Source organism: Rhizobium sp. 2MFCol3.1 (genome assembly GCF_000377565.1).
GTDB lineage: Bacteria > Pseudomonadota > Alphaproteobacteria > Rhizobiales > Rhizobiaceae > Rhizobium.
The window spans coordinates 171,782-198,080 of the sequence record NZ_KB898357.1 but is presented as its reverse complement, the minus strand read 5'-3'; the positions used below and the strand labels follow the sequence as shown (position 1 = coordinate 198,080).

Below are 26,299 nucleotides of genomic sequence, written 5' to 3'. Positions count from 1 at the left end.
GAAACGGGGCCGACTGGCCCCGTTTTCCTGTTTAAAGCAATGTGCCGCTGAGGATCAGCAGCGCCACTGAGAAGTAGATTACCAGCCCGGTCACGTCGACCAGCGTGGCGACGAAGGGTGCAGACGCGCTCGCCGGATCGAGCCGCAGTTTCTGCAGCACGAAGGGCAGCATCGAGCCCGCCACCGAGCCGAACGTCACGATCCCGATCAGCGCCGCAAAGATCGTGAAGCCGACGAGAATCCAGTGCTCGCCGTAATCATAGAGCCCGATATTCTGCCACAGGATGATGCGGGCAAAACCGACGGCGCCGAGGATCGAGCCGAGCACGATGCCGGTCGGCAATTCACGCAGCAGAACCCGCCACCAGTCCGACAGCTTCAGCTCGCCCAGCGCCAGCGCCCGGATGATGAGCGACGTCGCCTGCGAACCGGAATTGCCGCCGGAGCTCATGATCAGCGGCACGAACAGCGTCAGCACGATCGCCTTTTCCAGTTCGCCCTCGAAATGCTGCATGGCGCTTGCCGTCAGCATTTCGCCGAGGAAGAGGGCGCAGAGCCAGCCGGCGCGCTTCTTCAGCATGCCGGCGAAGCTGATCGTCATATAGGGCTTTCCGAGCGCCTCCATGCCGCCGAACTTCTGCGCGTCTTCCGTCTGGTCGGCGATCATCGTATCGATCACGTCGTCGACGGTGACAATCCCCAGCATATGGCCGTTCTCGCCGATAACAGGCAGCGCCAGCAGATTGTGCTTGCGGATCAGCCGCGCCACGTCTTCCTGCGTCATCAGCGGATCGGCGCGGACGATGCCGCCCTGCTGGGCGACGCTCAGCACCGAGGCCTGCGGCTCTCCGTTGATGAGGCGGCGCAGCGTGACGACGCTCGTGAGCGCCTGTGTCTCCACGTCGAGAACATAGATCGCATAGACGGTCTCGCGCGAACGCTCGACCTTGCGAACATGCTCCAATGTCTTCTCGACCGTCCAGGTCGCCGGCACGCTGACGAACTCCGTCGTCATGATGCTACCGGCCGTACGCGGCGGATAGCCCATGAGGTGCTGCACGGCGAGACAGGTCGCGCGGTCGAGCTTGGAAAACAGATGTGCCCGAGCGGCCTCGTCCATTTCCTGAAACAGGTCGGCGACGCGGTCGTTGGCGGTGGCGTTCAAAAGCCGTGCGGCCTGCTCGACCGGCATTTCGGTCAGCATCGCGGCGGCATGGTGCAGCTCTGGGCGTCCGAGTATGCGGATGGCCTTCTGCTGCGGCAGCGTGGCGAGGATAGCCGCTGCTTCGGGAATTTCGAGCGCGTTCAGACGCTCGACGCGTTCAGCCGTGGTGATGGCACCGAGGCTGTCGCTGGCAAAGAAACGGGCGGCATGGCCTGCCCGCAGAGGGAAGCGATTGATGTTCATATAGCTCGCCTTTCCGTCGATCCGCCGCAGCGTCCGACGGGCGAGCCCGATGGATATCGGTCAGCGCACGAAGGCCGCGTACGGCAAAGGCAATCGACTACTACTGTCGCTTGGCATCGTGAGATGGCTCCGTTGATATCCGCGCGGAACGGGCGTTCCGTGCGTGATGCTGTAGGTGGTCCCAAACGCTGAAAAAGTCAAGCGGGGTAGGTGGTTGCGGCGAAAAAGCCGCGCAGGCCGCGCGGCTTCATGGCTGGGCGTGATGGATAAGCCGCTGCTTTATGCCGGAATGCTTATCCATCGGGACAAGCTGGCAGCGATCAGAAGCCTGCGAGCACCAGCTTGCCCTTGGTCTTCCCGCTCTCGATCATCGCATGCGCCCTCTTCAGGTTCGCCGCATTGATCACGCCGAGCGTTTCGTTCAGCGTCGTGCGGATGGTGCCGGCATCGACCAGGTCGGCGATCTTGTTCAGGAGCTTGTGCTGCTCGATCATGTCGGCGGTGTTAAAGAGCGGGCGCGTGAACATCAGTTCCCAGTGGATCGAAATCGCCTTGCGCTTGAAGGGCACAATGTCGAGCGTCTTGGGGTCGTCGATGAGCGCAAAGCGGCCCTGCGGCGCGATGGCCTCGACGATGTCCTGCAGATGATCACTGGTGTTGGTGGTCGAGAAGACGAAACCCGGCGCACCGATGCCAAGCGCGGCCATCTGCGCCGCGATCGGCTTCGAATGGTCGATGACATGGTGGGCGCCGAGCTCCTTTACCCAGGCCTGCGTTTCCGGCCGCGAGGCGGTCGCGATCACGGTGAGATCGGTCAAGGCGCGGGCGATCTGGATGGCGATCGAGCCGACACCACCGGCGCCGCCGATGATGAGGATGGCGTTGGCGGCGCCCGGCACGGCGTCCTGCACCTTCAGCCGGTCGAACAGCGCTTCATAAGCCGTGATCGAGGTCAGCGGCAGGGCGGCGGCGGCCGCGAAATCGAGGCTTGATGGCTTGCGGCCGACAATGCGCTCATCGACGAGATGGAATTCGGCGTTGGAACCGGGGCAGTTGATCGCGCCCGCATAAGCGACTTCGTCACCGACCTTGAACAGCGTAACCTCGGGACCGACCGCCTTGACGATGCCGGCCGCGTCCCAACCAAGAACCTTGAACTCGCCGTCCGCTGGCGCCACACCGGCGCGGATCTTGGTATCGACGGGATTGACCGAGACGGCTTTGATCTGGACCAGGAGATCGTGGCCGGTAGCCTCGGGCATTGGCAGGTCGACGTCGATCAGCGATGTCTCGGCGGAAATGGGCTGCGGGGTGGTGTAGGCGACGGCGCGCATGAAAGACTCCAGTGTTTGTTGCACGGATGCTAGATGCGTCTTACGTTGAGATCGCGCAAGAATGCACAAATTCTGTACGTAGTACCCAAAAGGATACCGTCAAATGTCGTTGCCGAGAGACAAGCTGACCGAGAACTTCCCCGGATGCCCCGTCGAGGCGACATTGAGTTTTCTGGATGGCAAGTGGAAGGGCGTGATCCTCTTCCACTTGATGGAAGGCACGCTGCGCTTCAACGAACTGCGCCGCAAGCTGCCATCGGTGACGCAGCGGATGCTGACCAAGCAGCTTCGGGAACTGGAGGAATGCGGTCTGGTGTCGCGCACCGTGTTTGCCGTCGTGCCGCCACGCGTGGACTACGCGCTGACGCCGCTCGGCAGGACATTGAAGCCCGTCATCGCAGCCTTGGCCGCGTGGGGCGAGGAAAACATATCCTGCCGCCCCAGTGGCCGCCACCTCAGGGGTGTGGCGGCCTGTGAAGGGTCAGCCGCGGCTGCGGCGGTCGAGCCGTAGCGAAGCCGCGAAGACGACGATGCCGAGGGCAGACAGGATAGCGCCGACATAGCCCGTCGAAGCCGAGCCATAGCCCCAGGCGATGACGAGGCCGCCGAGCCACGCGCCGAGCGCGTTGGCGATGTTGAAGGCGGAGTGGTTGGAGGCGGCCGCCAGCGTCTGCGCGTCGGCGGCGACATCCATCAGGCGGGTCTGCAGCGCCGGGCCGGCGGCAAAGCCGCAGCCGATCAGGAAGACGCAGAGGCCGAGCATGAAGGGGCTGGAGGCGGTCAGCGAAAACAGCGTCAGCACGATGATGTTGAAGACCAGCGAGCCGCCGATCGTGCCCATGATCGACTTGTCGGCGAGCCAGGAGCCGACGACATTGCCTGCATTCATACCCACGCCGAACAGCACCATCATCACGGCCACCATGCCGGGCTGCAGCATGGCGACGCCGGTCGTCGTGTCGGCGATATAGCTGAACATGGCAAACATGCCGCCGTAGCCGACAGCCGCAATCGCAAGCGTCAGCAGGACCTGCGGACGCTTGAAGGCGCCGAGTTCGCGCATGAAGCTCGCACCCTCGGAGACTTCATCGCGCGGCACGTAGTACCAGATCAGCGCCATGGTCACGAGGCCGATCACGCCGACGGCGGTGAACGCGACGCGCCAGTCGAGCGACTGGCCGAAGAAGGTGGCAACAGGCGTGCCGAGCAGCGTCGCAATCGTCAGGCCCAGCATGACGCGGCCGACGGCGCGGGCGCGCTTATGCACAGGCACCATCGACGCGGCGACGATCGCCGCGACGCCGAAATAGGCGCCATGCGGCAGGCCGGTGATGAAGCGCAGGATGGTGAAGCTCTCGAATGTGGGAGCCATGGCGCTCGTGATATTGCCGATGGCGAAGATCCCCATAAGCAGCAAGAGTAACGAACGGCGGGCCATCTTGGCGGCGAGCACGGCAATGACGGGAGCGCCGATGACAACGCCGAGTGCGTAGGCGCTGATGACATAGCCGGCCTGCGGGATGGTGACGGAAAACGTGCCGGCGACATTGGGAAGCAGGCCCATGATCGCGAATTCGCCGGTGCCGATCCCGAAGCCGCCACAGGCCAGCGCCAGCTGCACGAGCGCGACCGCCATGGGCGAGGGCGCCTCGGAGACGGGGATGTCGGCGATGGAATCGTTTACGGCGACCTGGCTCAAGCGCGAGCTCCTTCGGCATGCAATGGCTTGGAACAGTCGCGCAATGAATGTCACTGCCGGACGGACAAGCGGAAAATGAGGGAGATGGAGCGCCTGCTCCAACGAGGTATTAATTTACGATTTGTTGGGATGCGTCATGTGCGTTTTATGCAGCGCAGCATCCCGCCAGGCGCATACGTGGGCGAGGTGGCGATCCAGCCTTTTCGTCTCGGCGCCATTTGGCACGCCATCTGCTTGAAATCGCACGCGAAGGAACCATTTCTAACCTGCGCGTCAGCCGATGGACAACGGGAACCCGATGAAGCTTATAGGTTTTTTCAACCGCGATGGCGGCACGTTTCGCACGACCGACATGGAGGCGTACGAGAAGCATGCGGAACGGGTGTTCCGTGAGGCCGGCCATGATTTCGAGGCGGTGGTCTTTCCGGGCAAGGAGATCGTCCCGGCCATGGAGCGCGCCGCACGCCGTGACGATATCGACGGCATCGTCGCCGGCGGCGGCGACGGCACCATCTCGGCCGCATCCTCCATCGCCTGGAAGAACGGCGTGGCACTCGGCGTCATCCCAGCCGGGACGATGAACCTGTTTGCGCGATCGCTGCGCATTCCGCTCGATATCTGGCAGGCGCTCGATGTTCTCGCATCGGGCGAGGTCGATCATGTCGATATCGCCAGCGCCAACGACCGCCCCTTCATTCACCAGTTTTCCGCCGGCCTGCATGCACGCATGGTGCGCTATCGCAATTCCTACAGCTATCGGTCCAGGCTCGGAAAAATGCGCGCCAGCACCCGCGCGGCCTTCGGCGTCGTGCTCAATCCGCCGGAATTCGAGGTCGAGTTCGAGGCGATCGGCATCAAGGAGCGACGAAAGGTCTCGGCCGTGTCCGTATCGAACAACCCGTTCGGCGAGAACGCGCTGCTTTACGCCGATACGCTGACATCGGGCGAACTCGGGTTCTACACCGCCAAGCCCTTGAAGCCATGGGGCGTGGCGCGGCTCGCCATCGATCTCCTGCGCGGAAAGGTGCGTGAGAATGCCGACGTGATGATCATGCATCCGGCCGAAGTGCATCTGCACTTCCCGAAAGTGCACTCCAAGGCCAATTGCGTCATGGACGGCGAGCTCCTACCGCTTGCCCGCGACGTCGCGTTGAAACTTCATCCCGGCGAACTCAAGGTTCTCGTCAGGCAGGGGCTAGCCGCCCAGGTCGATGAGGCCGAACGCCGCGAACCGACGTCCTAAAGCCGCGGCAGATAGGTGCGGTAATCGAAGTCGGAAACGGTTCGGAGGTGGGTGACCGCCTCCTTCCGCTTCGTGTCGCCATATAGCTTCTGGTAGGCCTCGCCGAAGACATCCGCGATGAAGGGTGACGCCCTGAACGTTTCGACCGCCGTCAGGAAGTCATGCGTCAGCTTGGTGGTATTGTCGGGCATGTGCGACGGAGTCGTTTCCTCGCCGGGGTCAAGCTCATCGTCGAGCCCTAGCAGCATGCCGCCCAGAATGGCCGCGAGCAGCAGATAGGGATTGGCATCGGCACCGGCAACGCGGTGTTCGATGCGGGCCGCCGGGCCATTCTTGTCGGGAATGCGGATGGCAGTGCCGCGATGCCCGTAGCCCCAGGTGAGATCGACGGGCGCGAAGGAGCCCGGCTGGAAGCGGCGATAGGAATTGGCGAAGGGCGCGAACACCAGCTGCGCATCGCGCATGCTCTGCAGCATCCCGGCGCAGACCGATTTCAGCTTCGTCGCCTCGCCACCCCCAGCGTCGAGGATGTTGCGGCCCTCGCTGTCGATTATGCTCGCATGCACATGCAGGCCGGAGCCGGCGTGGTCCGAATAGGGCTTGGCCATGCAGGTGGATTTCAGCCCGTGCTTTCGCGCCGCCTGCTCCACGATCCGCTTCAGGTAGATGCAGTCGTCGGCGGCAGCCAGCGCGTCGGCGCGGTGCAAAAGGTTGATCTCGAACTGGCCGGGGCCGAATTCCGCCGTCGTCGCATCCGCCGGCAACCCCTGCGCCCTGGCATAGGCGCGCACGGTTTGTAGATAGTCGTCGAGCGCATCGACGGCATTCATGTCGTAGAGCTGGAAGCCGTTCGGATCGCCCTGGTAGGTCAGGCTTGCCGGCGGCATCGGCCGGCCGGTCTCGCGCCAGTCCGGCGCCACCACATAGAACTCGAGTTCCGTGGCGACAACTGGCGTCAGCCCCCGCTCGGCATAGCGGTTGAGCACCGATTGCAGGATGGCGCGCGGGTCCATGAAGCTCGGCGTGCCGTCGAACTCATGCATGGTGGCGAGCACCTGGACAGAGCCCTCGGGCGCCCATGGCATCGGCGTCAGGCTGCGCTTGTCGGGAATGCATTGTCCGTCGGGATCGCCAACGGAAAGCGACAGGCCCGTGATATCGTCATTGTCGTCGCCCCAGATATCGAGCGACTGCGTGGAGGAGGGAAGGCGGACTTCGCCGGCCCATACCTTCTTCTGCGCTCCGAGCGGGATCTGCTTGCCGCGCAGGTCGCCATTCATGCCGACCAGCAGGATTTCGATGCGCGGATCGCCACCCGCAGCTTTGCCGTGCATGTTGTCGCTCGCCATGATCTTGAAAATCCCCTCGGACAAGGCCAAGGTCGTAACTCATTGGGAAGAGGCTTTCAATATCCGAGGGTGTTTAGCAAATCATGTCTGATACTTACGCGCGCTCCAATCTCGCCGCCATCGATGCCGCTCATCATCTGCATCCGTTCTCCGATATGAAGAAGCTGAATGCGGACGGCACCCGCATCATTCAGCGCGGCGAAGGCGTGCACGTATGGGATAATCACGGCCGCAAATATCTCGACGGTTTTGCCGGCCTCTGGTGCGTCAATGTCGGCTATGGCCGGAACGAGATCACCGAGGCCGTGGCGCGGCAGATGAACGAACTGCCCTATTACAACACCTTCTTCGGCACCACGACGACGCCGACGACTTTGCTTGCCGAAAAGGTCACGGCCCATGCCGGTCCGCGATTCAACCACGTCTTCTTCACCGGTTCCGGTTCCGAGGCCAACGACACATGGTTTCGCATGGCCCGCGTCTATTGGAGCGCCATCGGACAGCCGTCGAAGAAGATCGTGATCTCTCGCAAGAATGGCTATCACGGTTCGACCGTCGCCGGCGCCAGCCTCGGCGGCATGAAATACATGCACGAGCAGGGCCACCTGCCGATCGAGGGCATCGTCCATATTGGCCAGCCCTATTGGTATGGCGAGGGCGGCGATCTCTCTCCGGCCGAATTCGGCCTCAAGGTCGCGCGCGAGCTCGAAGCGAAGATCGATGAACTCGGCGAGGATAACGTTGCCGCCTTCGTGGCCGAGCCGGTGCAGGGCGCGGGCGGCGTGATCATCCCGCCGGAAACCTACTGGCCCGAGATCGCCCGCATCTGCACGGCGCGCAACATCCTGCTGGTTGCCGACGAGGTGATTTGCGGCTTCGGCCGTCTCGGCGAATGGTTCGGTCACCAGTATTTCGGCGTCGAGCCGGACTTGGCGCCGATCGCCAAGGGCCTGTCGTCAGGTTATCTCCCGATCGGCGGCGTGCTGGTCAGCGACCGCGTCGCTGACGTCCTCATCAACGAGGTCGGCGATTTCAACCACGGCTTCACTTACTCCGGCCACCCCGTCTGCGCCGCAGCTGCGCTGGAGAACCTCAGGATCATCGAAGAAGAGAAGTTGGTAGAGCGCATTCGCGACGATATCGGCCCTTACTTCGCCAAGGTCTGGGGCGCGCTCGGCGATCACGACCTCGTCGGTCAGGTCCAGAGCATAGGGCTGATGGCAGCGCTGCAGCTTACCGCCGACAAGAAAACCCGCACCCGCTACGAAAAGCCCGATGCCGTCGGCACGCTCGTGCGCAATCACGCACTCGCCCACGGCCTCATCCTGCGCGCTACCGGTGACCGAATGCTTGCATCCCCGCCGCTCATCATCAGCCACGAGGAGGTGGACGAGATGGGACGAATCGCCAAGCTTGCGCTGGACGCGGCGTGGAAGGAGCTGAAGGCTTGAGGCTTGCTTACTTCGGGTAGATCCAGACGTAGCTGAACCCGACCTGGTCCTCCGGCCGTCCACGGTGATAGGGGACGGAGGTGCTCTTCACATCGACGGCGCTATATTGTTCGCCGAGGTTCTGCGTGATCCATTCGGCCAGCAGGGGCGGCAAAGCCGCTCCGCTGTCCTTGGTGATCCACACCATCAGGATCGGCCGGTCGGCCGTCCACTCGTAGCCGATCTTCATATTGTCGAAGAACCGCGACATCAGCGGCACATCCGGCCATTGCAGGTGAAGATTGCCAGCCGGCAGCCAGCTGTCGGTCACGATGAGACCAGGCGTCTTGGTCTCTTCGGCGGCAATGTGTTTGGCAAAGCCGCTATAGGGGACGTTGTAGGCCTCGTAGCGATTGAAAAGTGTCGGCAGGTTCGGCCTGACGAGCAACGCGGCCGGGATGACGATCATCAGAACCAGCGGTACGGCGATAAAGCGGCGGAAGTGACCATCCGCGCGATGCCCGGCGGCCTGCATCTTCAGGCAGAAGAAGATCGGCATGAGGAACAGGAACGGCAGCAGCCAGCGGTCCCGCAGCGAGGTCATGCCGATCGTAACGACCAAGATCGTCACCAGAAGCGCGATCGTCACGAACAGTGCAGTGAAAAACCGGGTCCATTCGGATGACGCGCGAAGGCTTTGCCAGAAGGAGCGACCGAAGACGAGCGTGTAGACGACAACGGTCGGCGCCATGATGACGACGATGAGACGCAGGAACTTGAACGGCCCTTGCGCCAGCTTTGCCCACACCGTTTCCGGCGCATCCTGCTTCATGATGCCGAGCGTGCGCCCGGAGGCGATGTCGAGATTGTGGAGCAGCCAGAGCCCGTGCGGCAGAAAAATCAGCACGGCGAGCGCGATCGACAGCAGGAAACGGCGATCCATGATCCGCGCGCGTCCTTCAGGATGCAGCCAGACGGCTGGCATCGCGGCCACGACGACGAGCGTGAAATTGTACTTCGACAGCATCCCCAGCCCGAGCGCCAGCCCCATGAAGGCATAGGAGCCGAGCGACGGCGTCTTCAGCGTCTTGATCACGCCGTAGAGAAAGAGGTTGATCGTCAGAAGCTGAATAACGGTGTGCGTGAGGTCGCGCTGCGCTTCCCAGAAGAGCTGAGGGATGGTTAGCAGCGAAAGCGTCGCGATAACCGCATATAGCTTGTCCTCGAGCACCTCGCGGGCAAGCTTGTAGTAGGTCAGGTAGACGAGAAAAAGCACCAAGTTCTTGGTCGCGGAGACGGTCGCCAGCGACAGGCCGAAGAACCAGACGACGATCGATTGCAGCCAATTATAGAGCGGCGGCTGTGAATCGTAGCCGAGCGTCAGCCATTGCGAGACGAAGGCTTGCTGCGACTCGTCGAACCTGAGGCCGTGCGGCTGCAGGAGGCGAACCATGAACTGCAGGCAAAAATACCCGGCGATCAGCCAGATAACGGCATCCGGCTTGCGCGCCAGAAGCTTATGCATTCTCGTTTCCGTCGAAGATCTTCTGCACGATATAGTTCGGCGAGACGTCGTCGCGGTAGTAGGTCCGCGCGATCATTTCGGCCAGGATACCCGTGGTGATCAGCTGCACCGACGACAAGAGAAGCACGATGCCGACCATCAGCATCGGTCGGGTGCCGATGTCATTGCCCATGATGAACTTGTCGAAGAACAGATAGATCAGGATCAGCGCCGACAAGCCGCCGATGCCGAGACCGAGCGAGCCAAAGAAATGGCCCGGCCGCGCCTTGTAGCGCATGAAGAACATGACTGAGAGCAAGTCGAGGATCACGCGGAACGTGCGCGAGATGCCATATTTCGACTGGCCGTGCGCGCGGGCATGGTGGGTGACCACCATCTCGCCGATGCGAGAGCTCGGAACGACGCCCGCGACCCAGGCTGGAATGAAGCGGTGCATCTCACCCATCAGCTTCACCTGCTTGATGATAGAGGCGCGGTAGATCTTCAGGCTGCAGCCATAATCGTGCAGCTTCACGCCGGTGATGCGGCCGATCAGGTAGTTCGCGCACCATGAAGGCACTTTGCGCAGCAAAAGTCCGTCCTGGCGGTTCTTGCGCCATCCGACCAGCAGGTCGAGTTCGCGCCGCTCGAGTTCGGCGACCATCTGCGGAATGTCGTTCGGATCGTTCTGGAGGTCGCCGTCCATGGTGGCGATGAGGCGACCGGTGGCCGTGTCGATGCCGGCCTGCATGGCGGCGGTCTGGCCGAAATTGCGCTGCAGCGCCACAATGCGAAGCGAAAGGCCGTCGCGGCCGATATGCTTGCGGGCATTCACGAGCGTGGCGTCGGTGCTGCCATCATCGACCAGGATGAGTTCCCAGCGGTCGGGGTAACGCGTCATCGCCGAGCAGATGCGATCGACCAGCGGGCCAACGCTTTCTTCTTCGTTGAAGACGGGGACGACCAGCGATAGTTCGACGGGAGCAGCGGCGTCGATCGCGCCTGAAAGTGTTTCTGCCGTTGTCTGCAACACGTATTTCTCCTAAAACGCCGCCCAGTGGTGCCGCTCTTCTGTCGGCCGAAGGCAGGAAGCTAGTACATGAAGTCTCCGGTGGTTGCCAGCCGACAATCCTGGTTCGCACGCAATCGAATGCTGCTGCTCACGGTTTTCATCATCGCGGCCTATGCCGGCTTTATCGAGTGGTTCTGGGGCTGGTCGACCATTCTTACGCAATGGGCCGAGGTCGGCGCGCTGACGATCGTTGCCGCTCTGGCGCTTTTGACCAGCACCTATTTTCTGCGCACCTGGCGCATATACGATTACTTCCCGCGCGAAACCAGCGGCCGTTTCCCGGCGCTCTTTCGTGTCACGCAGGTTCATAATCTCTTGAACATCATGCTGCCGTTTCGAACCGGCGAAACCAGCTTTCCATTGTTGATGCGCACCGAGTTCGGCATCCCGCTGGCGCGCGGAACGGCGGCGCTGCTCGTCATGCGTCTGCTCGATCTTCATGCGTTGTTCGCGGCTGCCGGCATCGGCTTCGCCATCGCGTCGTCGCACAGGCTGGTGGCATGGCTTCTCTGGACCGCGTTCCTGCTGCTGCCGGTCGCAGCGTTCGCGGCGCGCAAACCGCTGGTGCGCCTTGCTGCGAAGCTCCTGCCTGCGAAGCTGCAACACTTCGTCGCCGAGGTCGAAAATGGTCTGCCCGCCAATGCTTCAGCCTTCGCGCGGGCTTGGGCGATGACCGTCATCAATTGGCTGGTGAAGGTGCTGGTGCTTGCCTGGGCGCTGCGGCTGATGGGCGTGGTGCCGGCGGCTGCGAGCTTCGGCGGCGCGCTCGGCGGCGAGCTGTCGTCGGTGCTGCCGATGCATGCCCCTGGCGGTGTCGGCACCTATCCGGCGGGCATCACGGCTGGCGCCGTTGCCTTCGGCGCATCGAGCGATGCCGCCGATATTGCGGCACTCGCCCGTGCAAGCATCAATGCCCATCTGCTGATCATCGTTTCCGCGCTCACGGGAACGGCAATCTCCTTGCCGTTCGGTCGCCGTCGCCCCGCGTGAGGCAAGCGAGGCGGCCTATTGGAAGGCCGTCTCGAAGAAGCTTCTGAGCTTGCGTGAATGCAGCGTCTCGGGCGGCATGGCGGCAAGCTTCTGCACGGCGCGGATGCCGATCTGCAGATGCTGGTTGACCTGCGTGCGATAGAAGGCCGTCGCCATGCCAGGCAGCTTGAGTTCGCCATGCAGCGGCTTGTCGGACACGCAAAGAAGCGTTCCGTAAGGCACCCTGAAGCGGAAGCCATTGGCGGCGATGGTCGCCGATTCCATGTCGAGCGCGATGGCGCGGGCTTGAGACAGCCGCTTCACCGGTCCGCGCTGGTCGCGCAGTTCCCAGTTGCGGTTGTCGATCGTACCGACGGTACCAGTGCGCATGATGCGCTTGAGCTCGAAGCCCTCATAGCCGGTAATCTCGGCCACGGCCGCTTCCAGCGCCACCTGCACTTCGGCAAGCGCCGGGATCGGCACCCAGACCGGCAGGTCGTCGTCGAGAACGTGGTCTTCGCGCATATAGGCATGCGCCAGCACGTAGTCGCCCAATCGCTGGCTGTTGCGCAGGCCGGCGCAATGGCCGAGCATCAGCCAGGCATGCGGGCGCAACACCGCCACGTGGTCGGTGATCGTCTTGGCGTTGGATGGGCCGACGCCGATATTGATCATGGTGATCCCGGCATGGCCCTTCTTCTTCAGGTGATAGGCCGGCATCTGCGGCAGCCGAGACAGCGTCGCATCCGTCTCCGGCGTGCTGGAGCCGGCATGGGTGACGATGTTGCCGGGTTCGACGAAGCAGGTATAGCCGTCGCCGCCATCAGCCATCAACTTGCGCGCCCAGGCGCAGAACTCGTCGATATAAAACTGGTAGTTCGTGAACAGCACGAAGTTCTGGAAGTGCTGCGCGCCCGTGGCCGTATAGTGCGACAAGCGGGCCAGCGAATAGTCGATGCGCTGCGCCGTGAAAGGCGCAAGCGGCGAGGGCTCGCCCGGCGGTGGTATATATTCGCCGTTGGCGATCTCGTCGTCGGTGGTGTTGAGGTCGGGCGTATCGAACAGATCGCGCATCGGCACGTCGACGAAGGCCGATGCGGATGCTTCTACATGCGCGCCTTCGCCGAAAGCGAAATGCAGCGGGATCGGCGTGGTCGATTCGGACACGACGACCGGCACATTATGATTGCGCATCAGGTGCCCGAGCTGTTCCTTCAGATAGTGCCGGAAGAGCGAGGGACGGGTGATCGTCGTCGTGTAGATGCCGGGCGCCGTGACGTGGCCATAGGAGAGACGCGTGTCGATGTGGCCGAAGCTGGTCGTCTCGATGCTCACCTGCGGATAAAACGCCCGGTAGCGCGAGGTGATCGGCGCGCCCTGCGCCAGTTCCTTGAAGTGCTCGATCAGGAAGGTCGTGTTGCGCTCGTAAAGCTCTGTCAGCGCTTCGACGGCCTTGATGGGATCGTCGAAACTTTGCGGCTTGAAGGGGCTCGGAGACGAGACGTCGAGGGGGGCAGAAGGAGAGATTCGGTTGCTCATGAGGCATTATAGTACGTCGTTCTTAACAAGCAAACGACGCGTGCATGACCAGCATGACAAGACCTGACTGATTAGGATTGACCGGCAGCCGGGGTCGGCGGTTGCCGGTCGCGGCGGCGTCAGTTGACGCTGTTGCAGATCGGGTTGGTTCTGTCGACGCAGGTATAGTTCGCGCCGAAATGCGACTGAGCGCCGCCGCCGGCATTGCGGTTGACGGCCGCCGAGAACGAGACGGCGAAGATCGCCGCGAACAGCGTGATGATGGTGAAGCGTCTTGCCATGATAAGCACTTCCGTATCCTTGCCCATGTGCCATGTTCCGAATGTCATGTGTGCGCCGGGTGCTGCTTGCGACGCAGTGCACTTTAGAATGACACCGTTTTGCCATGGTCAGGCTGAACCGATGCTGAGATCGGAATTCATCCGCCGTTCATGAAACAAGCATGGGCGGGAAGGACGGAGACGATGCGCCCGATGGGCCGGGCGCACCGGATATTCGGTTACAGGCGCGTCCAGGTCTGCGACTTGCAGAGAACGGCCAGCACGCAGCCCTTCATCTTCAGCGAATTGCCGGAAACCGTGCCCGAGCCGCTATAGGTCTTGTCGTTGCTGGGGTCGGTGATCTCGCCATCATAGGTGCCGTCCTTGCCAGTCAGCGTGCCGATCTTGCGCCCGGCATATTTGCCGGTCTTCAGCGTGATGCAGTAGCTGCCGCCGCAGGATGCGATCACGGCGGTATCGCCGGCCACCGTCTTCCAATTGCCTGCGATCGGCTCGTCGGCATGTGCAAGCGTCGCGGAAAGCGCCAGTGCGCTCGCCAGAATGAGGCTGCGGATCATCTTATTCCTCCCTGATGTCCTGAGGTTGCGGACGATAGCTTACGCGAACGTAAAGGTAAATATTCGTGGTTCCGGCATGCCTGAAAGTGCCCGTTCGCGAAGACGAATTTCCGTGTGTTTTCATTTGGACGCTGATTTCGTGGTGAACGAAGGGTTGATTTTCAAATCTGAATTTTTCCTTAAACAAATGCCGGAATCCTTAATGAGCAGGCGATCCGATGTTTAACAAAAACCCAATTTTACCAAGCGTTTGCACTTTGTTTGTCTCAAATTAATCATGCATTTTAGGCGTTTTTTGAAGGGCTTGCTGCATATTGAACCCATCAAACGAGCGGGGCAAACCCGCCGAACCGAAGAGACCAAACGCTGCGTTAGACGGCAAGGCTCCGAGGTAAAACAGGGTAAGTCGATAACAGGCTAAACAGGGATAAAACCGATGGCACGCTTTGAAATGCACAATGCTGAAACGGCCACCATGGGTGGCGAAAACAACGCCGATGTCTTCTGCGAAATGGGTCTGATGTACGCGACAGGTCGCGGATGCTCCGTTGACCTCGTTGCGGCCCACAAATGGCTGAACATCGCGGCCATCAAGGGCCACGATCGCGCCGCCGAACTGCGCGCCGATCTCGCGGCCACGATGGACAAGATGCAGCTTGTCGAGGCGCTGCGCGCGGCTCGCGAATGGATGACGGTGCACTAAGATACCGGCACCGAAAACAATTCAATAAAAACAATAACCTCGAAGAGGGGATGGCGAGGCGCCTTGCGCCTGCGCCGACATATCGAACCGCGACCGGCAGGAACAAGGCCGGCGCGGTTCTTGTCGTTTGTTCAGCCGATCGACTTCAGAACCTGAGGCAATGCCGCCTCGAACAGGTCCATATCGGCGACAGGGCCGACGCTGACGCGAATGCAGCGGTTGAGCGGCGCCACACCAGGCATGCGGATGAACACGCCATGCTGCATCAGACCGTCGACGATCGCCCGCGCATAGGTGCCGTCGCGGCCTGCGTCGACTGCGACGAAGTTGGTGGCCGAAGGCAGCGCCTGCAGGCCGTTGGCATCGGCGATACCGGCAATCCGCTCGCGCGCGGCGTGGATCTTGGCAATCACGTCCGAGAGATAAGCCTGATCCTTCAGCGCGGCGATTGCGCCGGCGACAGCCATCCGGTTCATGCCGAAATGGTTGCGGATTTTGTCGAAGGCGAGTGCGGTACCCGGCGTCGAGATCGCATAGCCCACGCGCGCGCCGGCAAGGCCGTATGCCTTCGAGAAGGTGCGCGTCCTGATCACGTTGGGCAGGTCGATCAGCGATGCGATCGACGGCAGCCCGCTGGCCGGACCCGTTTCGCTATAGGCCTCGTCGAGGATCAGCAGCGTTGTCTCAGGGATGGCGCGGGCGAAAGCCACCACGCGGTCGGCATCCCACCAGCTGCCCATTGGATTATCAGGGTTGGCGAAGTAGATGAGCGGCGGATTTTCGCGCTTCACCGCATCCAGCAATCCGTCGAGATCTTCGCGATCGTTGACATAGGGAACAGTGACCAGCCGGCCGCCGAATCCTGCCACATGGAAATTGAAGGTCGGATAGCCGCCGAGCGACGTGACGACGGGTGCGCCGGGTTCGATCACCATGCGCACGATCTGCCCGAGCAGCTCATCGATACCGCCGCCGATGGCGATATTGGCAGCGCTCGTGCCGAGATGGGCGGCAAGTGCTTCCTTCAGATCGTAGTTCTCGGGATCGCTGTATTTCCAGATATCAGCGCCCGCGTTGCGCATCGCCGTCAGCACCGATGGGGCGGGGCCGAAGCCGTTTTCGTTGGCGCCGATGCGCGCTTTGACGATCAGACCGCGCTGGCGCTCGATGGCTTCTGGGCCGACAAAGGGAACGGTGGAGGGCAGGGCACTGACAAGCGGTGTGAAGCGCGAGAAGGCAGACATTGAAGGGCATTTCCCAAGGCTATGAAAATCGCGCCAACAATAGGCGCTGATGGTGCCATGGCAAGGACGATTATTCCCCGGGTAAGCCTATTACATGCTGATCGTGCGGCTCGCGCTGATCGCTTCCATATTGCCGATCATGAAGTCGGCACGCACGACGCGGCGCAATACCTCGGGCTCGATCGTGTTGATGAAGCGCACATGCAGGCGCTCATTACGCCGCGAAACCTCGGCGCAGCCGATGCGATAGGCAAGCCCGAGGATGTTGAGATAGTAGTGCTTGGGAAGACCGGTCGCCGAAGCGACGAGAAGCGTGGCGCCGCCGCGGGAGATGTCGATGATCTCGGCGCTACGCATCGAGACACCTGTCAGGCAGGGCCGCACGGCAACGATGCGGGCCGGACGCCGTACGTTGAACTGCTCCCACCGGGTCTCGTAAATCTCCGATTTCACCGTCGTGAGGTGCGTGTTGTTGAGCATCGACATCGCAGGCACACTCCTAAAATCAGAAAAATCCTAGTCTTTCCAATGGAGCGTCACATGAATGCTTTGCGCAATCATCAACGAAGTCACTACAATTTTAGTGAATGAGAATTTAACTGAAGGCTCGGACCGCAAAAAATCCGCCGGCGGCCGTCATCGCGGTGATAAAGCCGCCCCAGGCGAGATCGACAATGCTCATCAGCGGCGGCCAGTTCTTCAGCGTGGCGAGGTTCGTCACGTCATAGGTCCCGTACGCCGCAAGTCCCAGGATCAGCCCGTAAATGACGGCAGTCCATAGGGACCCAGACGCGATCGCCGGAAGCACGGCGAGCACCACCACGGCGACGGCAAAGAAGAGATAGAAGATCGCGGCGATGCCGAAATTCGGCGACGGCAGCATTAGATCGCCCAGTTGATCGCGATAGAATGTCCGGGCGACGAGGCCGAGCCATATGGCATCCAACACGAGCAGGGTACCAAATGAACCGGCATAGGCGACGAGAGCTGTTTTCATGATCCTGTCCTGACGTTTGCCTCTCTGTACGTGCTCTACACGGATTGGATTGCCTATCGCGCGAATTCCACAAATCGTTGAACTCTTTACGACCCCGGGCGTTTGCTTCTTGTTCACGAGCACAAGTCTGTGCTCACGAGTGCGAATTTCGCGCTCAAGAAAGAAGATCAAGGAGACTGATATGGCTGACATCAGAGTGCCGCGAAATTCCTGGGTTGTGGTATGCGACGGAGGCAAGGCTCTGATTATGCAGAATGACGGCGACGTTAGCGGCGTCGATCTCAAGGTCAGGGAAACCCTGGCGCAACCAAACGAGCCCGATCGCGAAATCGGCACCGACAAGCCCGGCCGGGCCCATAGCGCGGATGGTCGGGGCAGCGCGGTCGAGGAACTCGATTGGCACGATCAGGCCGAGGCGGAATTCCTGAAGCAGATCGCGTTCAAGCTGGATGATCTGATCATCGAGAAAGACGCGACCAACATCGTGCTGGTAGCGCCGCCGCGCGCGCTCGGAACGCTTCGTTCCAACCTCAGCGTCGAGGCGCAGGCCATTATCTCGGCCGAAATTCCCAAGGATTATACGAACCTGCCGATCGATCAGATCGAACGGCGTTTGGCGGCCTGAGGACAGCAGGCGACGCCGGAGCGGGCGCAAGCCCGCTCTTTTTCTAGGGGTGACTGGTCCTAGTTTTCGAAGCTCAGGCGCAGCACGTGGTGCAGGAACTCCGGATTGATCAGCATGTTGAAGCTGATTGTCGCGAGGTCGCCCTCCCGTTTCACCAGCGTCGCACCGATTTCATCCTGAATGCCGAGGATTTCCAGGAAGAAGTGGTTCGGCATTTCGATCGACGCGTTCACTTCGAGCGTCGCGCCGGCGAGCGTGATGCTGCGGATCAGGCAGCGGAGTTGGGTAGCGGTGCTGAGGTGATGGCCGACGAAAATGATCTTGCCGGGGCGATCAAGCGCGAATTCCCGGTAAGCCTGCTCCGGTTCGGGATGTGCAGTATCGAGGTGCATCTGAAAGGCCATGGTCGCCTCCGCTGGTTGTCTGGTTTCAATCTAGGGCAAGTGTGCTGAATAGTTCTGAAAAAGATCTTTAAAACTAGATGCTTATGTAGATTGCGGCGCTCAAAAGTCCCATTTTTAGGCAGTATTCGTCAGTTTTGCCGGAAATTTGCGCAGGTTGACAGATGTGCGTCCCTGCCTCATACCGAAAACCGGTTCGAGATGCCTGCCGCTCGCGGATGAAAATCCATGGTGAAGATCTCCTGTAATGAACGGTCACAGCCCTTTGTGCATGCTGACTGGTGGCAATGCGAGCTCCCAACTGCTTCGAACAGCATGCCTTTTTGAAAGGCTGAACCATGAACTATCCTTCGATCGACGATCTGAAGGCCCAGGCAAAGCGATTACGTGGCGCCATGGAATCCAGTGGCACACCGATCTCGCATAGCGCAGCTCTGGAGCTTATCGCCAGCCAACACGGTGTCCGCGACTGGAACACGCTCTCGGCGCTGGCAAGCAGGCCCAATACGACGCCGCTTGCCGCACTCACAGTCGGCGCGCGGGTGAGCGGTCGATACCTCAACCAGCCGTTCACCGGCAAGATCCTGGCACTTGGCGAACAATCCGGCGGCCTGCACAAGCTGACGCTTCATTTCGACGAACCCGTCGATGTCGTCACCTTCGAGAGCTTCTCGGCCTTTCGCCAGAGGGTCAACGCGCAGGTCGACGAAAACGGCGTATCCCCGCGCAAAACCTCGAACGGCCTGCCGCAGCTGGTGCTCGATATCTGATGCCGGGCACCTGAAACGAAAAAGCCGCGCTGCCGAGGCGCGGCTTTTGTCGTCATGCTTCCGGTCTCAGGCCTTGAGCAGCCATTCATGCTCCGGCGCGTTGTAGAACTTCCAGACGCGCTTCGGGCCAGCCATCACGTTGAGATAGTAGAGATCGTAGCCGTGGGTGGCAGCGCAGGGGTGATACCCCTTCGGCACCAGCGTCACGTCGCCATCTTCGAGCACCATCGCCTCGTCGAGCGACCGGTCGTCGGTATAGACGCGCTGGAAGCCGAAACCCTGTGGTGGGTTCAGGCGGTGATAATAGGTCTCCTCAAGGAAGCTCTCGTTCGGCAGATTGTCCTGGTCGTGCTTGTGCGGCGGGTAGGAAGAGGTATGCCCGCCCGGCGTGATCACCTCGACGACGAGCAGCGAATAGGCCGATGCGTCATCCTCGGGCATGATGTTGTTGACGTAGCGCACATTGGTGCCCTTGCCGCGCGTCAGCGCCGGATGCGTGCCCGGCGGGATCGCCTTCGCCTCGTAGGCGCCACCGCCCGGCGCCGAGCAGACCGCCAGCTCCAGATCGGTCTCGGCCGTCACCGACCATGCCGATTCCATTGGGATGTAAAGCGCATGCGGCGCCCCATCGAACGGGCTCATCCGCTCGCCGAGCGTGCCGAAGTCACGCGTGCCGGCGCTGGCCTTGCCCTTGCCGCTCACCCAGACCAAGCACACCTCGCGCTCGCCGGTTTCGCCGGACACGGTCTCGCCTGGTTTCAGCCGGTGCATGTCGAAGCCGACATAGGTCCAGCCGGCGCTCTCGGGCGTGACATGGGTGACGCGGCCGTGTGTGCCTGTTGGTTTGACTTTGAGGTTTGGCATTTGTTTCTCCTCGATATCGTTGTGGGTGCGGCCCCCTCATCCGCCTGCCGGCACCTTCTCCCCGTGGGGGAGAAGGGGAGGTTGGCGCGAGCGGCCTGCTCCGAGTCTCTTCTCCCCAGCGGGGAGAAGGTGGCGGCAGCCGGATGAGGGGCCACTTGCTCCAGCGTTCTCAAGCGTTTCGCCCTGAGGCCTTCAAGCCCCCTTCGGAAACCCTTCCGTCTCCACCGTATATCCGGCAGCCGTCATCACCCGCATCAGTTCGGCGTGACCGATCTCCGCCATCTTCTGCGGCGGCGCCTTGCGTGGGTCCTGCTCGGCCTCGACGACGAACCAGCCCTCGTAGCCGTAATCGGCAAAACGCTTCACAATCGCCCCGAAATCGAGCGACCCGTCACCCGGCACCGTGAAGGCGCCGAGCGCCACGGCGTCGAGGAAGGACTGCCGGCTGCGATCGAGACCGTCGACCACCGACTTGCGGATGTCCTTGACGTGGACGTGGTTGATGCGGGCGTGGTGATTGTCGATGGCGCGCAGCACGTCGCCGCCGGCAAAGGCGAGGTGGCCGGCGTCGAGCAGCAGCGGAATGCCGGCGCCAGAATTGCGCATGAAGGCGTCGAGTTCCGGCTCTGTCTCGACCACGGCCGCCATGTGATGGTGGTAGGAAAGCGGCATGCCCTGTTCCGCGCACCATTCGCCGAATTGCGTGACCTTGCGCGCATATGCCTTCATCTCGTCGTCCGCGAGCTTCGGCTTGGTGGCAAGCGGTTTGGAACGATCGCCCTGGATCGAGCGGCCGACCTCGCCATAGACGATGCAGGGCGCATCGACGGCCTTGAACAGCTCGATCATCGGCTGGATGCGATCCTTGTTGGCCGAAAGCTCCTCATCGACGAGCGTGCCAGAAAACCAGCCCCCGCACAGCGTCACGTCGGCGGCCTTCAGGATTGGCAGCATCTCGCGAGGATTATTGGGGAACCGGCGCCCCTGTTCCATGCCGGTAAAGCCGGCGCCGCGCGATTGGCGCAGGCATTCCTCGAGCGATACGTCGTCGCTGAGCTCCGGAAGATCGTCGTTCCACCACGCGATGGGCGACATGCCAAGTTTGGCTTTCATTGTTGTTTCTCCTCAAATGTTTGTGCCCGGAGCCCCCTCATCCGGCTGCCGCCACCTTCTCCCCGAGGGGAGAAGGGGAGATCGGAGCGAGCGCCTCACCACGGGTCTCTTCTCCCCAGCGGGGAGAAGGTGCCCGAAGGGCGGATGAGGGGGCCACTTGCTCTAACGCTTCAACTCACCCAATCCGCTGCGCTTCGCGCGCCTTCACGTAGTTGGCGCGCGCCTTGTTGACCTCCTCGCGCGAACTCACCTCCGGCACAGCCACATCCCACCAATGTCCGCCGGCCTCCGTCGTGATCAGCGGATCGGTATCGATCACGAATACCGATGTCCGGTCGTTCTTCTTCGAATCGATAATCGCCTGTTCAAGTTCGGCGATCGAAGACACCTTGACCGCAATCGCCCCCATGCTTTCGGCATGTGCACGGAAGTCGATGTCGGGCATCACCTCGTGATAGGAGTCCTTCAGCAGATTGTTGAAGTTGGCGCCACCTGTGCCCATCTGCAGCCGGTTGATGCAGCCATAGCCGCGGTTATCCAAGAGCACGATGTTGAGCTTCAGGCCCAGCATCACCGAGGTCGCGAGCTCGGAGTTCAGCATCATGTAGGATCCGTCGCCGACCATGACGACGACGTCCTTGTCGGGATGCGCCATCTTGGCGCCGAGGCCGCCGGCGATCTCGTAGCCCATGCAGGAGAAGCCGTATTCCATGTGGTAGCTGCCCGGCGCCGTGGCCGGCCAGAGCTTGTGGAGTTCGCCCGGCAAGCCGCCCGCCGCGCAGAGCGCGATCGCGTTCTCTCCGCCGATCGTGCGTGTGACGGCGCCGATCACCTGGGCGTCGGAGGGGAGCGCCGCATTGGTTGATGCCATCGCCTTGGCGGCGGCTTCCATCCAGATTTTCTTTTCCTTCTCGGCCTTAGCCGAAAGTGCCGCCGGAGCCTTCCAGCCGGAAAGACCCTCGGAGATCGCCTTCAGCCCCTCGCGCGCATCTGCCACCAGGGGAAGCCCATCATGCTTGACGGCGTCGTAGGCGGCGATGTTGAGGCCGAGGATGGAGAGCTTCTCATTCTTGAAAAGCGCCCACGAACCGGTGGTGAAATCCTGGCAGCGTGTGCCCACGGCAATCAGCAGGTCCGTCTCCTCGGCGATCGCGTTGGCCGCCGACGTGCCGGTGACACCGACCGAGCCGAGCGCCAGCGGATGCCGCTCGTCGATCGCCGACTTACCGGCCTGGGTTACGACGACAGGAATGCCATGCGCATCCGCGAAATCCGTGAGTTCCTTCGTCGCCTGCGAATAGAGCACACCGCCGCCGGCAATGATGACAGGCTTTTCCGACTTCTTGATCAGCGCGATGGCGTTCGCCAGCTCGTTCGCATCGGGGCGAGGGCGCCGCGTGGTCCAGATGCGCTCCTCGAAGAAGCTCTCCGGATAGTCGAACGCTTCCGCCTGAACATCCTGGCAAAGCGACAGTGTCACCGGACCGCAATCATAAGGATCGGTCAGCACTTGCATGGCGCGCTTCAGCGCCGAAATGATCTGTTCCGGCCGGGTAATGCGGTCGAAATAGCGCGAGACGGGACGGAAGGCGTCGTTGGCCGAAACCGTGCCGTCGCCAAAATCCTCGATCTGCTGCAGCACCGGATCCGGCGCGCGGTTGGCGAAGACGTCGCCTGGGAGGAAGAGCACGGGAATGCGGTTGACATGCGCCACGCCCGCCGCCGTCACCATATTGAGCGCGCCGGGGCCGATCGATGTCGTGCAGGCCATGAAGCGCTGGCGGAAACTCGCCTTGGCAAAGGCGATCGCGGCATGCGCCATGCCCTGCTCGTTATGCGCGCGATAGGTCGTCAGCTCGCCGCGCACCTGATAGAGCGCTTCACCGATGCCCGCGACATTGCCATGGCCGAAGATCGCCCAGACGCCGCCGAAGATCGGCACCGTCTTGCCGTCGATGACAGTCATCTGCTTCTTCAGAAAGTGGGTGACGGCCTGAGCCATCGTCAATCGTACAGTCTTGCCCATAAGGCTCCTCCCGCAATTCTCGTATCCGTTTTCCCCTCCCCAACGCCTCGCCTAATGCACCGGGCTGGGGAGGGGGCTATTCGCAATTAAGAAGCTAGCCCGCGTGTTTTCAACCACGCCTCGGTCAGTTCACGGAAGCGTCCGGCCATGTCGGCCACCGCCTGCTCGTCATCGATCTTGCCCGACAGCCAGGCCCGCGCCGCATCCGAAAAGATCGTCCGTCCCACGGCAAAGCCCTTGACCGAAGGTGCTGCCAACGTCGCCTCGAAGCCCTTCACCAGCTCATCCGCCGGCGCCTCCAGCCCGAGCAGCACGATGCCGCGGCACCAGGGGTCGTTCTTTGCGATGACGGCGTCGATTTTCTTCCACGCCGCGCTCGATGCCTGCGGTTCCAGCTTCCACCAGTCCGGCTTGATACCGAGCGCATAGAGCTCTTCCATCGCCGTCGAGATGGTGTCGTCGGTGAGCGGCCCGTTCTTGCTGGCGATGATCTCGACCAAAAGCTCGCGGCCAACCTTGCGCGCTGCCTCGAACAGCGTCCGCAGCTTCTCCTGCTGCTCGCTCTTCAGCTCTGCGGGATCGTCGGGATGATAGAAGCACAGGCACTTGATGCAATGATCGAGCGGCCATTCGACCAGCTGCGAGCCGATATCCTGGCTGAACTCGAAACGCAGCGGCTTCGAGCCGGGCAGTTCGACGGGCCGCCCGATCCAGGCGAAATTCTTGGTCGCCGCGTCGAAAAAGGCGTCGCGCCCGAAGCGCTCGTCGATCAGCATCCCATAGCCGCTGCGGCCATCGGCGACGCGGGCGGCAGCTTCCACCGCCAGCCGCTTGAAGGCGACGATCTGCTTGTAGTCGACGCCGAGTTCGTCGCAGACGCTTGTCAGCTGCGAACGATGATCGATGGCGAGCGCCATGAGGAGCGGGATGTCGCCCTTGCGGTTCGAGGCCCAGTGAATGTGGTTGATCGCCTCGTCCTTGCGCAGCGCCCGATGCTTGCTGCCGTTCTTCAGGAAGAAATCGAGTTCCGCCCAGGTCGGATATTCAGGAGAGCAGAGCAGGCGGGAGACCGCGAAGGCGCCGCAGGCATTCGCCCAGGTGGCGCAGGTCTTCAGCGGCTCGTCCTTCAGCCATCCCCGTAGGAAGCCGGACATGAAGGCATCGCCGGCGCCCAGCACGTTGAACACCTCGATCGGAAAACCTTCGCCGACAATGCCGGCTTCGAGATCGTCCGAGATCGGCCCGTCATAGACGATGCAGCCCATGGCGCCGCGCTTCAAGACGATTGTCGCGGGCGACAGGCGGCGGATCTCCTTCAGCGCGCCGAGCACGTCGTCGGCGCCGGACGCGATCAGGATTTCCTCTTCCGTACCGACGATCAGGTCGCAATCCGGCAGGGTCTCCTTCATCTTCGAAGACACGCGGTCCGACTTCACATAGCGCTCGAAGCCTTCCGCGTGGCCGGCAAGACCCCAGAGGTTCGGACGATAATCGATGTCGAAGATCACCTTGCGGCCGTTGGCCTTGGCGATACGGATCGCCTTCCGCTGCGCCGCTTCCGTGTTCGGCCGCGAGAAATGCGTTCCCGACACCAGCACCGCGCGTGACGACTTTATATAGGCTTCGTCGATATCGCCTTCTTCGAGCGCCATGTCGGCGCAATCGGAACGATAGAAGATCATCGGCGAGACGCCTTCGGCCTCGACCGCCAGAAGCACCAGCGCAGTCAGCCGCTCCTTGTCGGTCACGATGCCGTCGGTTGCGACCCCCTCGCGTGCCGATTGCTCGCGAATGAAGCGGCCCATCTGCTCATCGCCGACGCGGGTTATCAGGCCCGACTTCAGGCCGAGGCGCGCCGTGCCGATCGCGATGTTCGCCGGGCAGCCGCCGACAGACTTGGCGAAGGACGCGATGTTTTCGAGTTTGGAACCGATCTGCTGGCCATAGAGATCGACCGAAGAGCGGCCGATGGTGATCACATCAAGCGGCAGCCCCGGATTCGCGCCCGGTTGAGTTAGTGCCATCATGTCCTCCCGATCATTTTCAGTCCGGCGTGGATGTCCGTCGGTGATATTGATCAATGAAACATCGGTTCCGTTTGAATGTCAATTCAGAATGTTTATTCCATTTTTGCTTTTTTGGATTTTGGCTGCCCCAGCTTTCGCCGCCGCTCGGCGATCGCCACCGGCAGCGCCATGGTCAGCGCCATCGAGGCCGAAAGCGAACGGAAGCCGGCAAAGTCCGCCTCCGCCACTTCGAACCAGCAGGCAGCGCTGGTGGCGAGTGGCGAAAAGGCCGAATCGGTGATGACGACAACAGGCACGCCGCGCTCCTTCAGCATCTCCGCCTGGCCGAGGCTCTCTGCGGCATAGGGCGAAAAACTCGCCGCGATCGCCGCGTCCTTCGGCGTGGCGAACTGGACGGTCTCGGCATCGACTCCGTTCGGAGAAGCGACAATCTGGTGGCGGATATTGAGCTTGGAGAAGGCGTAACTCATATGCGCCGTCAGCGGATAGGAGCGGCGCTTGGCGATCAGATAGATGGTGTCGGCCGCCGCCAGAATATCGACCGCCTTGCTGAACGTGTCCGACTGAACGGTCGCCGCCAGCCGGTTGATCGATTGGCCGGCGGCCGAAATGAAGCCGGAAAGCAGATTGGCGTCCTCGTCCTCGCCGCCCGATTGCTCCAGCGTCACCAACCGCTCTTCATAGGTCAGCGTCCGGTCGCGCAGGCGCTCGCGAAAAATGCTTTGCAGGTCGGAAAAGCCCTCATATCCCAGGTGATGCGCAAGCCGCACCAGCGTCGAGGGCTGAACCTCGGAAGCGGACGCGATGCTTGCCGTCGTGCCGAATGCGATCTCGTCGGGATTGGCAAGCGCGAAGGCCGCCACCTGCGCCAGCCGCTTCGGCATGGTCGCCTTGCGCTCGATGATCGTGCTGCGCAGGCTCTCGAAATCCCTGGGAACGCGAGAGGGGGCCTTGGGGTCGTTGTCCATGTGCTGATCCGAAAATGAAACGTATATTCCAGTTTCCCGACCATAGATGATTTCCATTCCCCGGCATATTTGTTTTTTATGCGGGGAATATCGAGCCATTTCCGGTGTTTGATGGCTTTCATCTGTTTCTGGGCTGCGCGCCATTTTTGTCAAAATGGTCCAAGCATTCCAAAATC

At 61.8% G+C, this 26,299-nt stretch carries 25 protein-coding genes; 7 read left to right on the top strand and 18 right to left on the bottom strand.

Annotation, left to right across the window (positions count from 1 at the left end):
- Positions 1-31: 31 nt before the first annotated feature.
- Together mgtE and D460_RS0112300 are read right to left on the bottom strand one after the other, a co-directional pair.
- Positions 32-1,408, bottom strand: coding sequence for a magnesium transporter (mgtE, locus tag D460_RS0112305; protein ID WP_018898849.1), 1,377 nt, complete (start codon positions 1,406-1,408; stop codon positions 32-34).
- Positions 1,409-1,728: 320 nt separating this feature from the next.
- A complete protein-coding gene (locus D460_RS0112300; protein WP_018898848.1) occupies positions 1,729-2,742 on the bottom strand; it encodes a zinc-binding alcohol dehydrogenase family protein in 1,014 nt (337 codons plus the stop codon).
- A gap of 103 nt (positions 2,743-2,845) precedes the next feature.
- On the opposite strand from D460_RS0112300, the gene D460_RS0112295 reads away from it, so the two are divergent.
- Entirely contained in the window at positions 2,846-3,253 is a 408-nt protein-coding gene (locus tag D460_RS0112295; protein WP_018898847.1) for a helix-turn-helix domain-containing protein, read from the top strand.
- Here D460_RS0112295 and D460_RS0112290 read toward each other — a convergent pair.
- Positions 3,224-4,441 carry an MFS transporter gene (locus tag D460_RS0112290; RefSeq protein ID WP_018898846.1) on the bottom strand — a complete coding sequence of 406 codons (1,218 nt, stop codon included), beginning with the start codon at positions 4,439-4,441 and terminating at the stop codon, positions 3,224-3,226. The two genes, D460_RS0112295 and D460_RS0112290, sit on opposite strands and share 30 nt — an antisense overlap.
- Positions 4,442-4,739: 298 nt before the next feature.
- On the opposite strand from D460_RS0112290, the gene D460_RS0112285 reads away from it, so the two are divergent.
- A complete protein-coding gene (locus D460_RS0112285; protein WP_026283068.1) occupies positions 4,740-5,684 on the top strand; it encodes a diacylglycerol kinase family protein in 945 nt (314 codons plus the stop codon).
- On the opposite strand, the gene D460_RS0112280 is transcribed toward D460_RS0112285, so the two are convergent.
- Positions 5,681-7,033 carry a glutamine synthetase family protein gene (locus D460_RS0112280; protein WP_037111277.1) on the bottom strand — a complete coding sequence of 451 codons (1,353 nt, stop codon included), beginning with the start codon at positions 7,031-7,033 and terminating at the stop codon, positions 5,681-5,683. The two genes, D460_RS0112285 and D460_RS0112280, sit on opposite strands and share 4 nt — an antisense overlap.
- Positions 7,034-7,116: 83 nt before the next feature.
- Here D460_RS0112280 and D460_RS0112275 point away from each other — a divergent pair, with 83 nt between their 5' ends.
- Positions 7,117-8,484 carry an aspartate aminotransferase family protein gene (locus tag D460_RS0112275; RefSeq protein ID WP_018898843.1) on the top strand — a complete coding sequence of 456 codons (1,368 nt, stop codon included), beginning with the start codon at positions 7,117-7,119 and terminating at the stop codon, positions 8,482-8,484.
- Positions 8,485-8,491: 7 nt separating this feature from the next.
- On the opposite strand, the gene D460_RS0112270 is transcribed toward D460_RS0112275, so the two are convergent.
- Both D460_RS0112270 and D460_RS0112265 read right to left on the bottom strand, forming a co-directional pair.
- Positions 8,492-9,988, bottom strand: coding sequence for a glycosyltransferase family 39 protein (locus D460_RS0112270; RefSeq protein WP_018898842.1), 1,497 nt, complete (start codon positions 9,986-9,988; stop codon positions 8,492-8,494).
- Positions 9,981-10,997 carry a glycosyltransferase family 2 protein gene (locus D460_RS0112265; RefSeq protein WP_018898841.1) on the bottom strand — a complete coding sequence of 339 codons (1,017 nt, stop codon included), beginning with the start codon at positions 10,995-10,997 and terminating at the stop codon, positions 9,981-9,983. The genes D460_RS0112270 and D460_RS0112265 overlap by 8 nt, the downstream gene beginning before the upstream one ends.
- A 69-nt stretch (positions 10,998-11,066) precedes the next feature.
- Between D460_RS0112265 and D460_RS0112260 the strand changes: the two genes are divergently transcribed.
- The gene (locus D460_RS0112260) at positions 11,067-12,029 is read left to right on the top strand and encodes a lysylphosphatidylglycerol synthase domain-containing protein (RefSeq protein ID WP_018898840.1); all 963 of its coding nucleotides are present in this window, start codon (positions 11,067-11,069) and stop codon (positions 12,027-12,029) included.
- Between the two features lie 15 nt (positions 12,030-12,044).
- Here the strand turns inward: D460_RS0112260 and amn are convergent, their stop codons facing one another.
- The 3 genes from amn to D460_RS0112245 form a co-directional block, all read right to left on the bottom strand.
- Positions 12,045-13,547, bottom strand: a complete 1,503-nt coding sequence (amn, locus tag D460_RS0112255) for an AMP nucleosidase (protein WP_018898839.1) — start codon at positions 13,545-13,547, stop codon at positions 12,045-12,047.
- 119 nt (positions 13,548-13,666) lie between these two features.
- Positions 13,667-13,876, bottom strand: a complete 210-nt coding sequence (locus tag D460_RS0112250; RefSeq protein ID WP_245267735.1) for a hypothetical protein — start codon at positions 13,874-13,876, stop codon at positions 13,667-13,669.
- A gap of 170 nt (positions 13,877-14,046) precedes the next feature.
- The gene (locus D460_RS0112245) at positions 14,047-14,385 is read right to left on the bottom strand and encodes a DUF2147 domain-containing protein (protein ID WP_018898837.1); all 339 of its coding nucleotides are present in this window, start codon (positions 14,383-14,385) and stop codon (positions 14,047-14,049) included.
- A gap of 436 nt (positions 14,386-14,821) precedes the next feature.
- On the opposite strand from D460_RS0112245, the gene D460_RS0112240 reads away from it, so the two are divergent.
- Positions 14,822-15,088 (top strand): sel1 repeat family protein, encoded by a 267-nt coding sequence (locus D460_RS0112240; RefSeq protein ID WP_018898836.1) that lies wholly within the window; start codon positions 14,822-14,824, stop codon positions 15,086-15,088.
- A 131-nt stretch (positions 15,089-15,219) separates the two neighbouring features.
- Here D460_RS0112240 and D460_RS0112235 read toward each other — a convergent pair whose 3' ends face one another.
- The 3 genes from D460_RS0112235 to D460_RS0112225 all read right to left on the bottom strand — a co-directional run bounded on the left by D460_RS0112235 (position 15,220) and on the right by D460_RS0112225 (position 17,329).
- Entirely contained in the window at positions 15,220-16,332 is a 1,113-nt protein-coding gene (locus D460_RS0112235) for a pyridoxal phosphate-dependent aminotransferase (RefSeq protein ID WP_018898835.1), read from the bottom strand.
- Between the two features lie 90 nt (positions 16,333-16,422).
- The gene (locus D460_RS0112230) at positions 16,423-16,818 is read right to left on the bottom strand and encodes a hypothetical protein (RefSeq protein WP_018898834.1); all 396 of its coding nucleotides are present in this window, start codon (positions 16,816-16,818) and stop codon (positions 16,423-16,425) included.
- Between the two features lie 109 nt (positions 16,819-16,927).
- Positions 16,928-17,329 carry a DUF2177 family protein gene (locus D460_RS0112225; RefSeq protein ID WP_018898833.1) on the bottom strand — a complete coding sequence of 134 codons (402 nt, stop codon included), beginning with the start codon at positions 17,327-17,329 and terminating at the stop codon, positions 16,928-16,930.
- Positions 17,330-17,510: 181 nt separating this feature from the next.
- Here D460_RS0112225 and D460_RS0112220 point away from each other — a divergent pair, with 181 nt between their 5' ends.
- A complete protein-coding gene (locus tag D460_RS0112220) occupies positions 17,511-17,954 on the top strand; it encodes a host attachment family protein (RefSeq protein ID WP_018898832.1) in 444 nt (147 codons plus the stop codon).
- 59 nt (positions 17,955-18,013) lie between these two features.
- On the opposite strand, the gene D460_RS0112215 is transcribed toward D460_RS0112220, so the two are convergent.
- Complete coding sequence (locus D460_RS0112215; protein ID WP_026283067.1) at positions 18,014-18,346, bottom strand: hypothetical protein; 333 nt, start codon at positions 18,344-18,346, stop codon at positions 18,014-18,016.
- Between the two features lie 347 nt (positions 18,347-18,693).
- Between D460_RS0112215 and D460_RS0112210 the strand changes: the two genes are divergently transcribed.
- Positions 18,694-19,125 (top strand): glyoxalase superfamily protein, encoded by a 432-nt coding sequence (locus D460_RS0112210; protein ID WP_018898830.1) that lies wholly within the window; start codon positions 18,694-18,696, stop codon positions 19,123-19,125.
- A gap of 66 nt (positions 19,126-19,191) precedes the next feature.
- Here D460_RS0112210 and iolB read toward each other — a convergent pair whose 3' ends face one another.
- From iolB to D460_RS0112185, 5 genes are all read right to left on the bottom strand, one after another.
- Positions 19,192-19,989 (bottom strand): 5-deoxy-glucuronate isomerase, encoded by a 798-nt coding sequence (gene iolB / locus D460_RS0112205; RefSeq protein ID WP_018898829.1) that lies wholly within the window; start codon positions 19,987-19,989, stop codon positions 19,192-19,194.
- A 192-nt stretch (positions 19,990-20,181) separates the two neighbouring features.
- Complete coding sequence (iolE, locus tag D460_RS0112200; RefSeq protein ID WP_018898828.1) at positions 20,182-21,102, bottom strand: myo-inosose-2 dehydratase; 921 nt, start codon at positions 21,100-21,102, stop codon at positions 20,182-20,184.
- Between the two features lie 175 nt (positions 21,103-21,277).
- Positions 21,278-23,128, bottom strand: a complete 1,851-nt coding sequence (iolD, locus tag D460_RS0112195) for a 3D-(3,5/4)-trihydroxycyclohexane-1,2-dione acylhydrolase (decyclizing) (protein ID WP_026283066.1) — start codon at positions 23,126-23,128, stop codon at positions 21,278-21,280.
- An 86-nt stretch (positions 23,129-23,214) separates the two neighbouring features.
- Positions 23,215-25,152, bottom strand: coding sequence for a 5-dehydro-2-deoxygluconokinase (gene iolC, locus D460_RS0112190; RefSeq protein ID WP_026283065.1), 1,938 nt, complete (start codon positions 25,150-25,152; stop codon positions 23,215-23,217).
- Positions 25,153-25,247: 95 nt separating this feature from the next.
- Entirely contained in the window at positions 25,248-26,123 is an 876-nt protein-coding gene (locus D460_RS0112185; protein ID WP_018898825.1) for a MurR/RpiR family transcriptional regulator, read from the bottom strand.
- Between the last annotated feature and the right edge of the window lie 176 nt (positions 26,124-26,299).

Excerpts from the sequence above, each read along its gene's own strand:
- iolD (WP_026283066.1), bottom strand. The coding sequence starts at position 23,128 with ATGGGCAAGACTGTACGATTGACGATGGCTCAGGCCGTCACCCACTTT.
- amn (WP_018898839.1), bottom strand. The coding sequence starts at position 13,547 with ATGAGCAACCGAATCTCTCCTTCTGCCCCCCTCGACGTCTCGTCTCCG.
- D460_RS0112295 (WP_018898847.1), top strand. The coding sequence starts at position 2,846 with ATGTCGTTGCCGAGAGACAAGCTGACCGAGAACTTCCCCGGATGCCCC.
- D460_RS0112250 (WP_245267735.1), bottom strand. The coding sequence starts at position 13,876 with ATGACATTCGGAACATGGCACATGGGCAAGGATACGGAAGTGCTTATC.
- D460_RS0112230 (WP_018898834.1), bottom strand. The coding sequence starts at position 16,818 with ATGTCGATGCTCAACAACACGCACCTCACGACGGTGAAATCGGAGATT.
- D460_RS0112215 (WP_026283067.1), bottom strand. The coding sequence starts at position 18,346 with ATGCACCTCGATACTGCACATCCCGAACCGGAGCAGGCTTACCGGGAA.
- D460_RS0112275 (WP_018898843.1), top strand. The coding sequence starts at position 7,117 with ATGTCTGATACTTACGCGCGCTCCAATCTCGCCGCCATCGATGCCGCT.
- D460_RS0112280 (WP_037111277.1), bottom strand. The coding sequence starts at position 7,033 with ATGGCGAGCGACAACATGCACGGCAAAGCTGCGGGTGGCGATCCGCGC.
- D460_RS0112270 (WP_018898842.1), bottom strand. The coding sequence starts at position 9,988 with ATGCATAAGCTTCTGGCGCGCAAGCCGGATGCCGTTATCTGGCTGATC.
- D460_RS0112245 (WP_018898837.1), bottom strand. The coding sequence starts at position 14,385 with ATGATCCGCAGCCTCATTCTGGCGAGCGCACTGGCGCTTTCCGCGACG.
- iolC (WP_026283065.1), bottom strand. The coding sequence starts at position 25,152 with ATGGCACTAACTCAACCGGGCGCGAATCCGGGGCTGCCGCTTGATGTG.
- D460_RS0112240 (WP_018898836.1), top strand. The coding sequence starts at position 14,822 with ATGGCACGCTTTGAAATGCACAATGCTGAAACGGCCACCATGGGTGGC.
- iolB (WP_018898829.1), bottom strand. The coding sequence starts at position 19,989 with ATGCCAAACCTCAAAGTCAAACCAACAGGCACACACGGCCGCGTCACC.
- D460_RS0112225 (WP_018898833.1), bottom strand. The coding sequence starts at position 17,329 with ATGAAAACAGCTCTCGTCGCCTATGCCGGTTCATTTGGTACCCTGCTC.
- iolE (WP_018898828.1), bottom strand. The coding sequence starts at position 21,102 with ATGAAAGCCAAACTTGGCATGTCGCCCATCGCGTGGTGGAACGACGAT.
- D460_RS0112300 (WP_018898848.1), bottom strand. The coding sequence starts at position 2,742 with ATGCGCGCCGTCGCCTACACCACCCCGCAGCCCATTTCCGCCGAGACA.
- D460_RS0112260 (WP_018898840.1), top strand. The coding sequence starts at position 11,067 with ATGAAGTCTCCGGTGGTTGCCAGCCGACAATCCTGGTTCGCACGCAAT.
- mgtE (WP_018898849.1), bottom strand. The coding sequence starts at position 1,408 with ATGAACATCAATCGCTTCCCTCTGCGGGCAGGCCATGCCGCCCGTTTC.
- D460_RS0112210 (WP_018898830.1), top strand. The coding sequence starts at position 18,694 with ATGAACTATCCTTCGATCGACGATCTGAAGGCCCAGGCAAAGCGATTA.
- D460_RS0112235 (WP_018898835.1), bottom strand. The coding sequence starts at position 16,332 with ATGTCTGCCTTCTCGCGCTTCACACCGCTTGTCAGTGCCCTGCCCTCC.
- D460_RS0112220 (WP_018898832.1), top strand. The coding sequence starts at position 17,511 with ATGGCTGACATCAGAGTGCCGCGAAATTCCTGGGTTGTGGTATGCGAC.
- D460_RS0112285 (WP_026283068.1), top strand. The coding sequence starts at position 4,740 with ATGAAGCTTATAGGTTTTTTCAACCGCGATGGCGGCACGTTTCGCACG.
- D460_RS0112185 (WP_018898825.1), bottom strand. The coding sequence starts at position 26,123 with ATGGACAACGACCCCAAGGCCCCCTCTCGCGTTCCCAGGGATTTCGAG.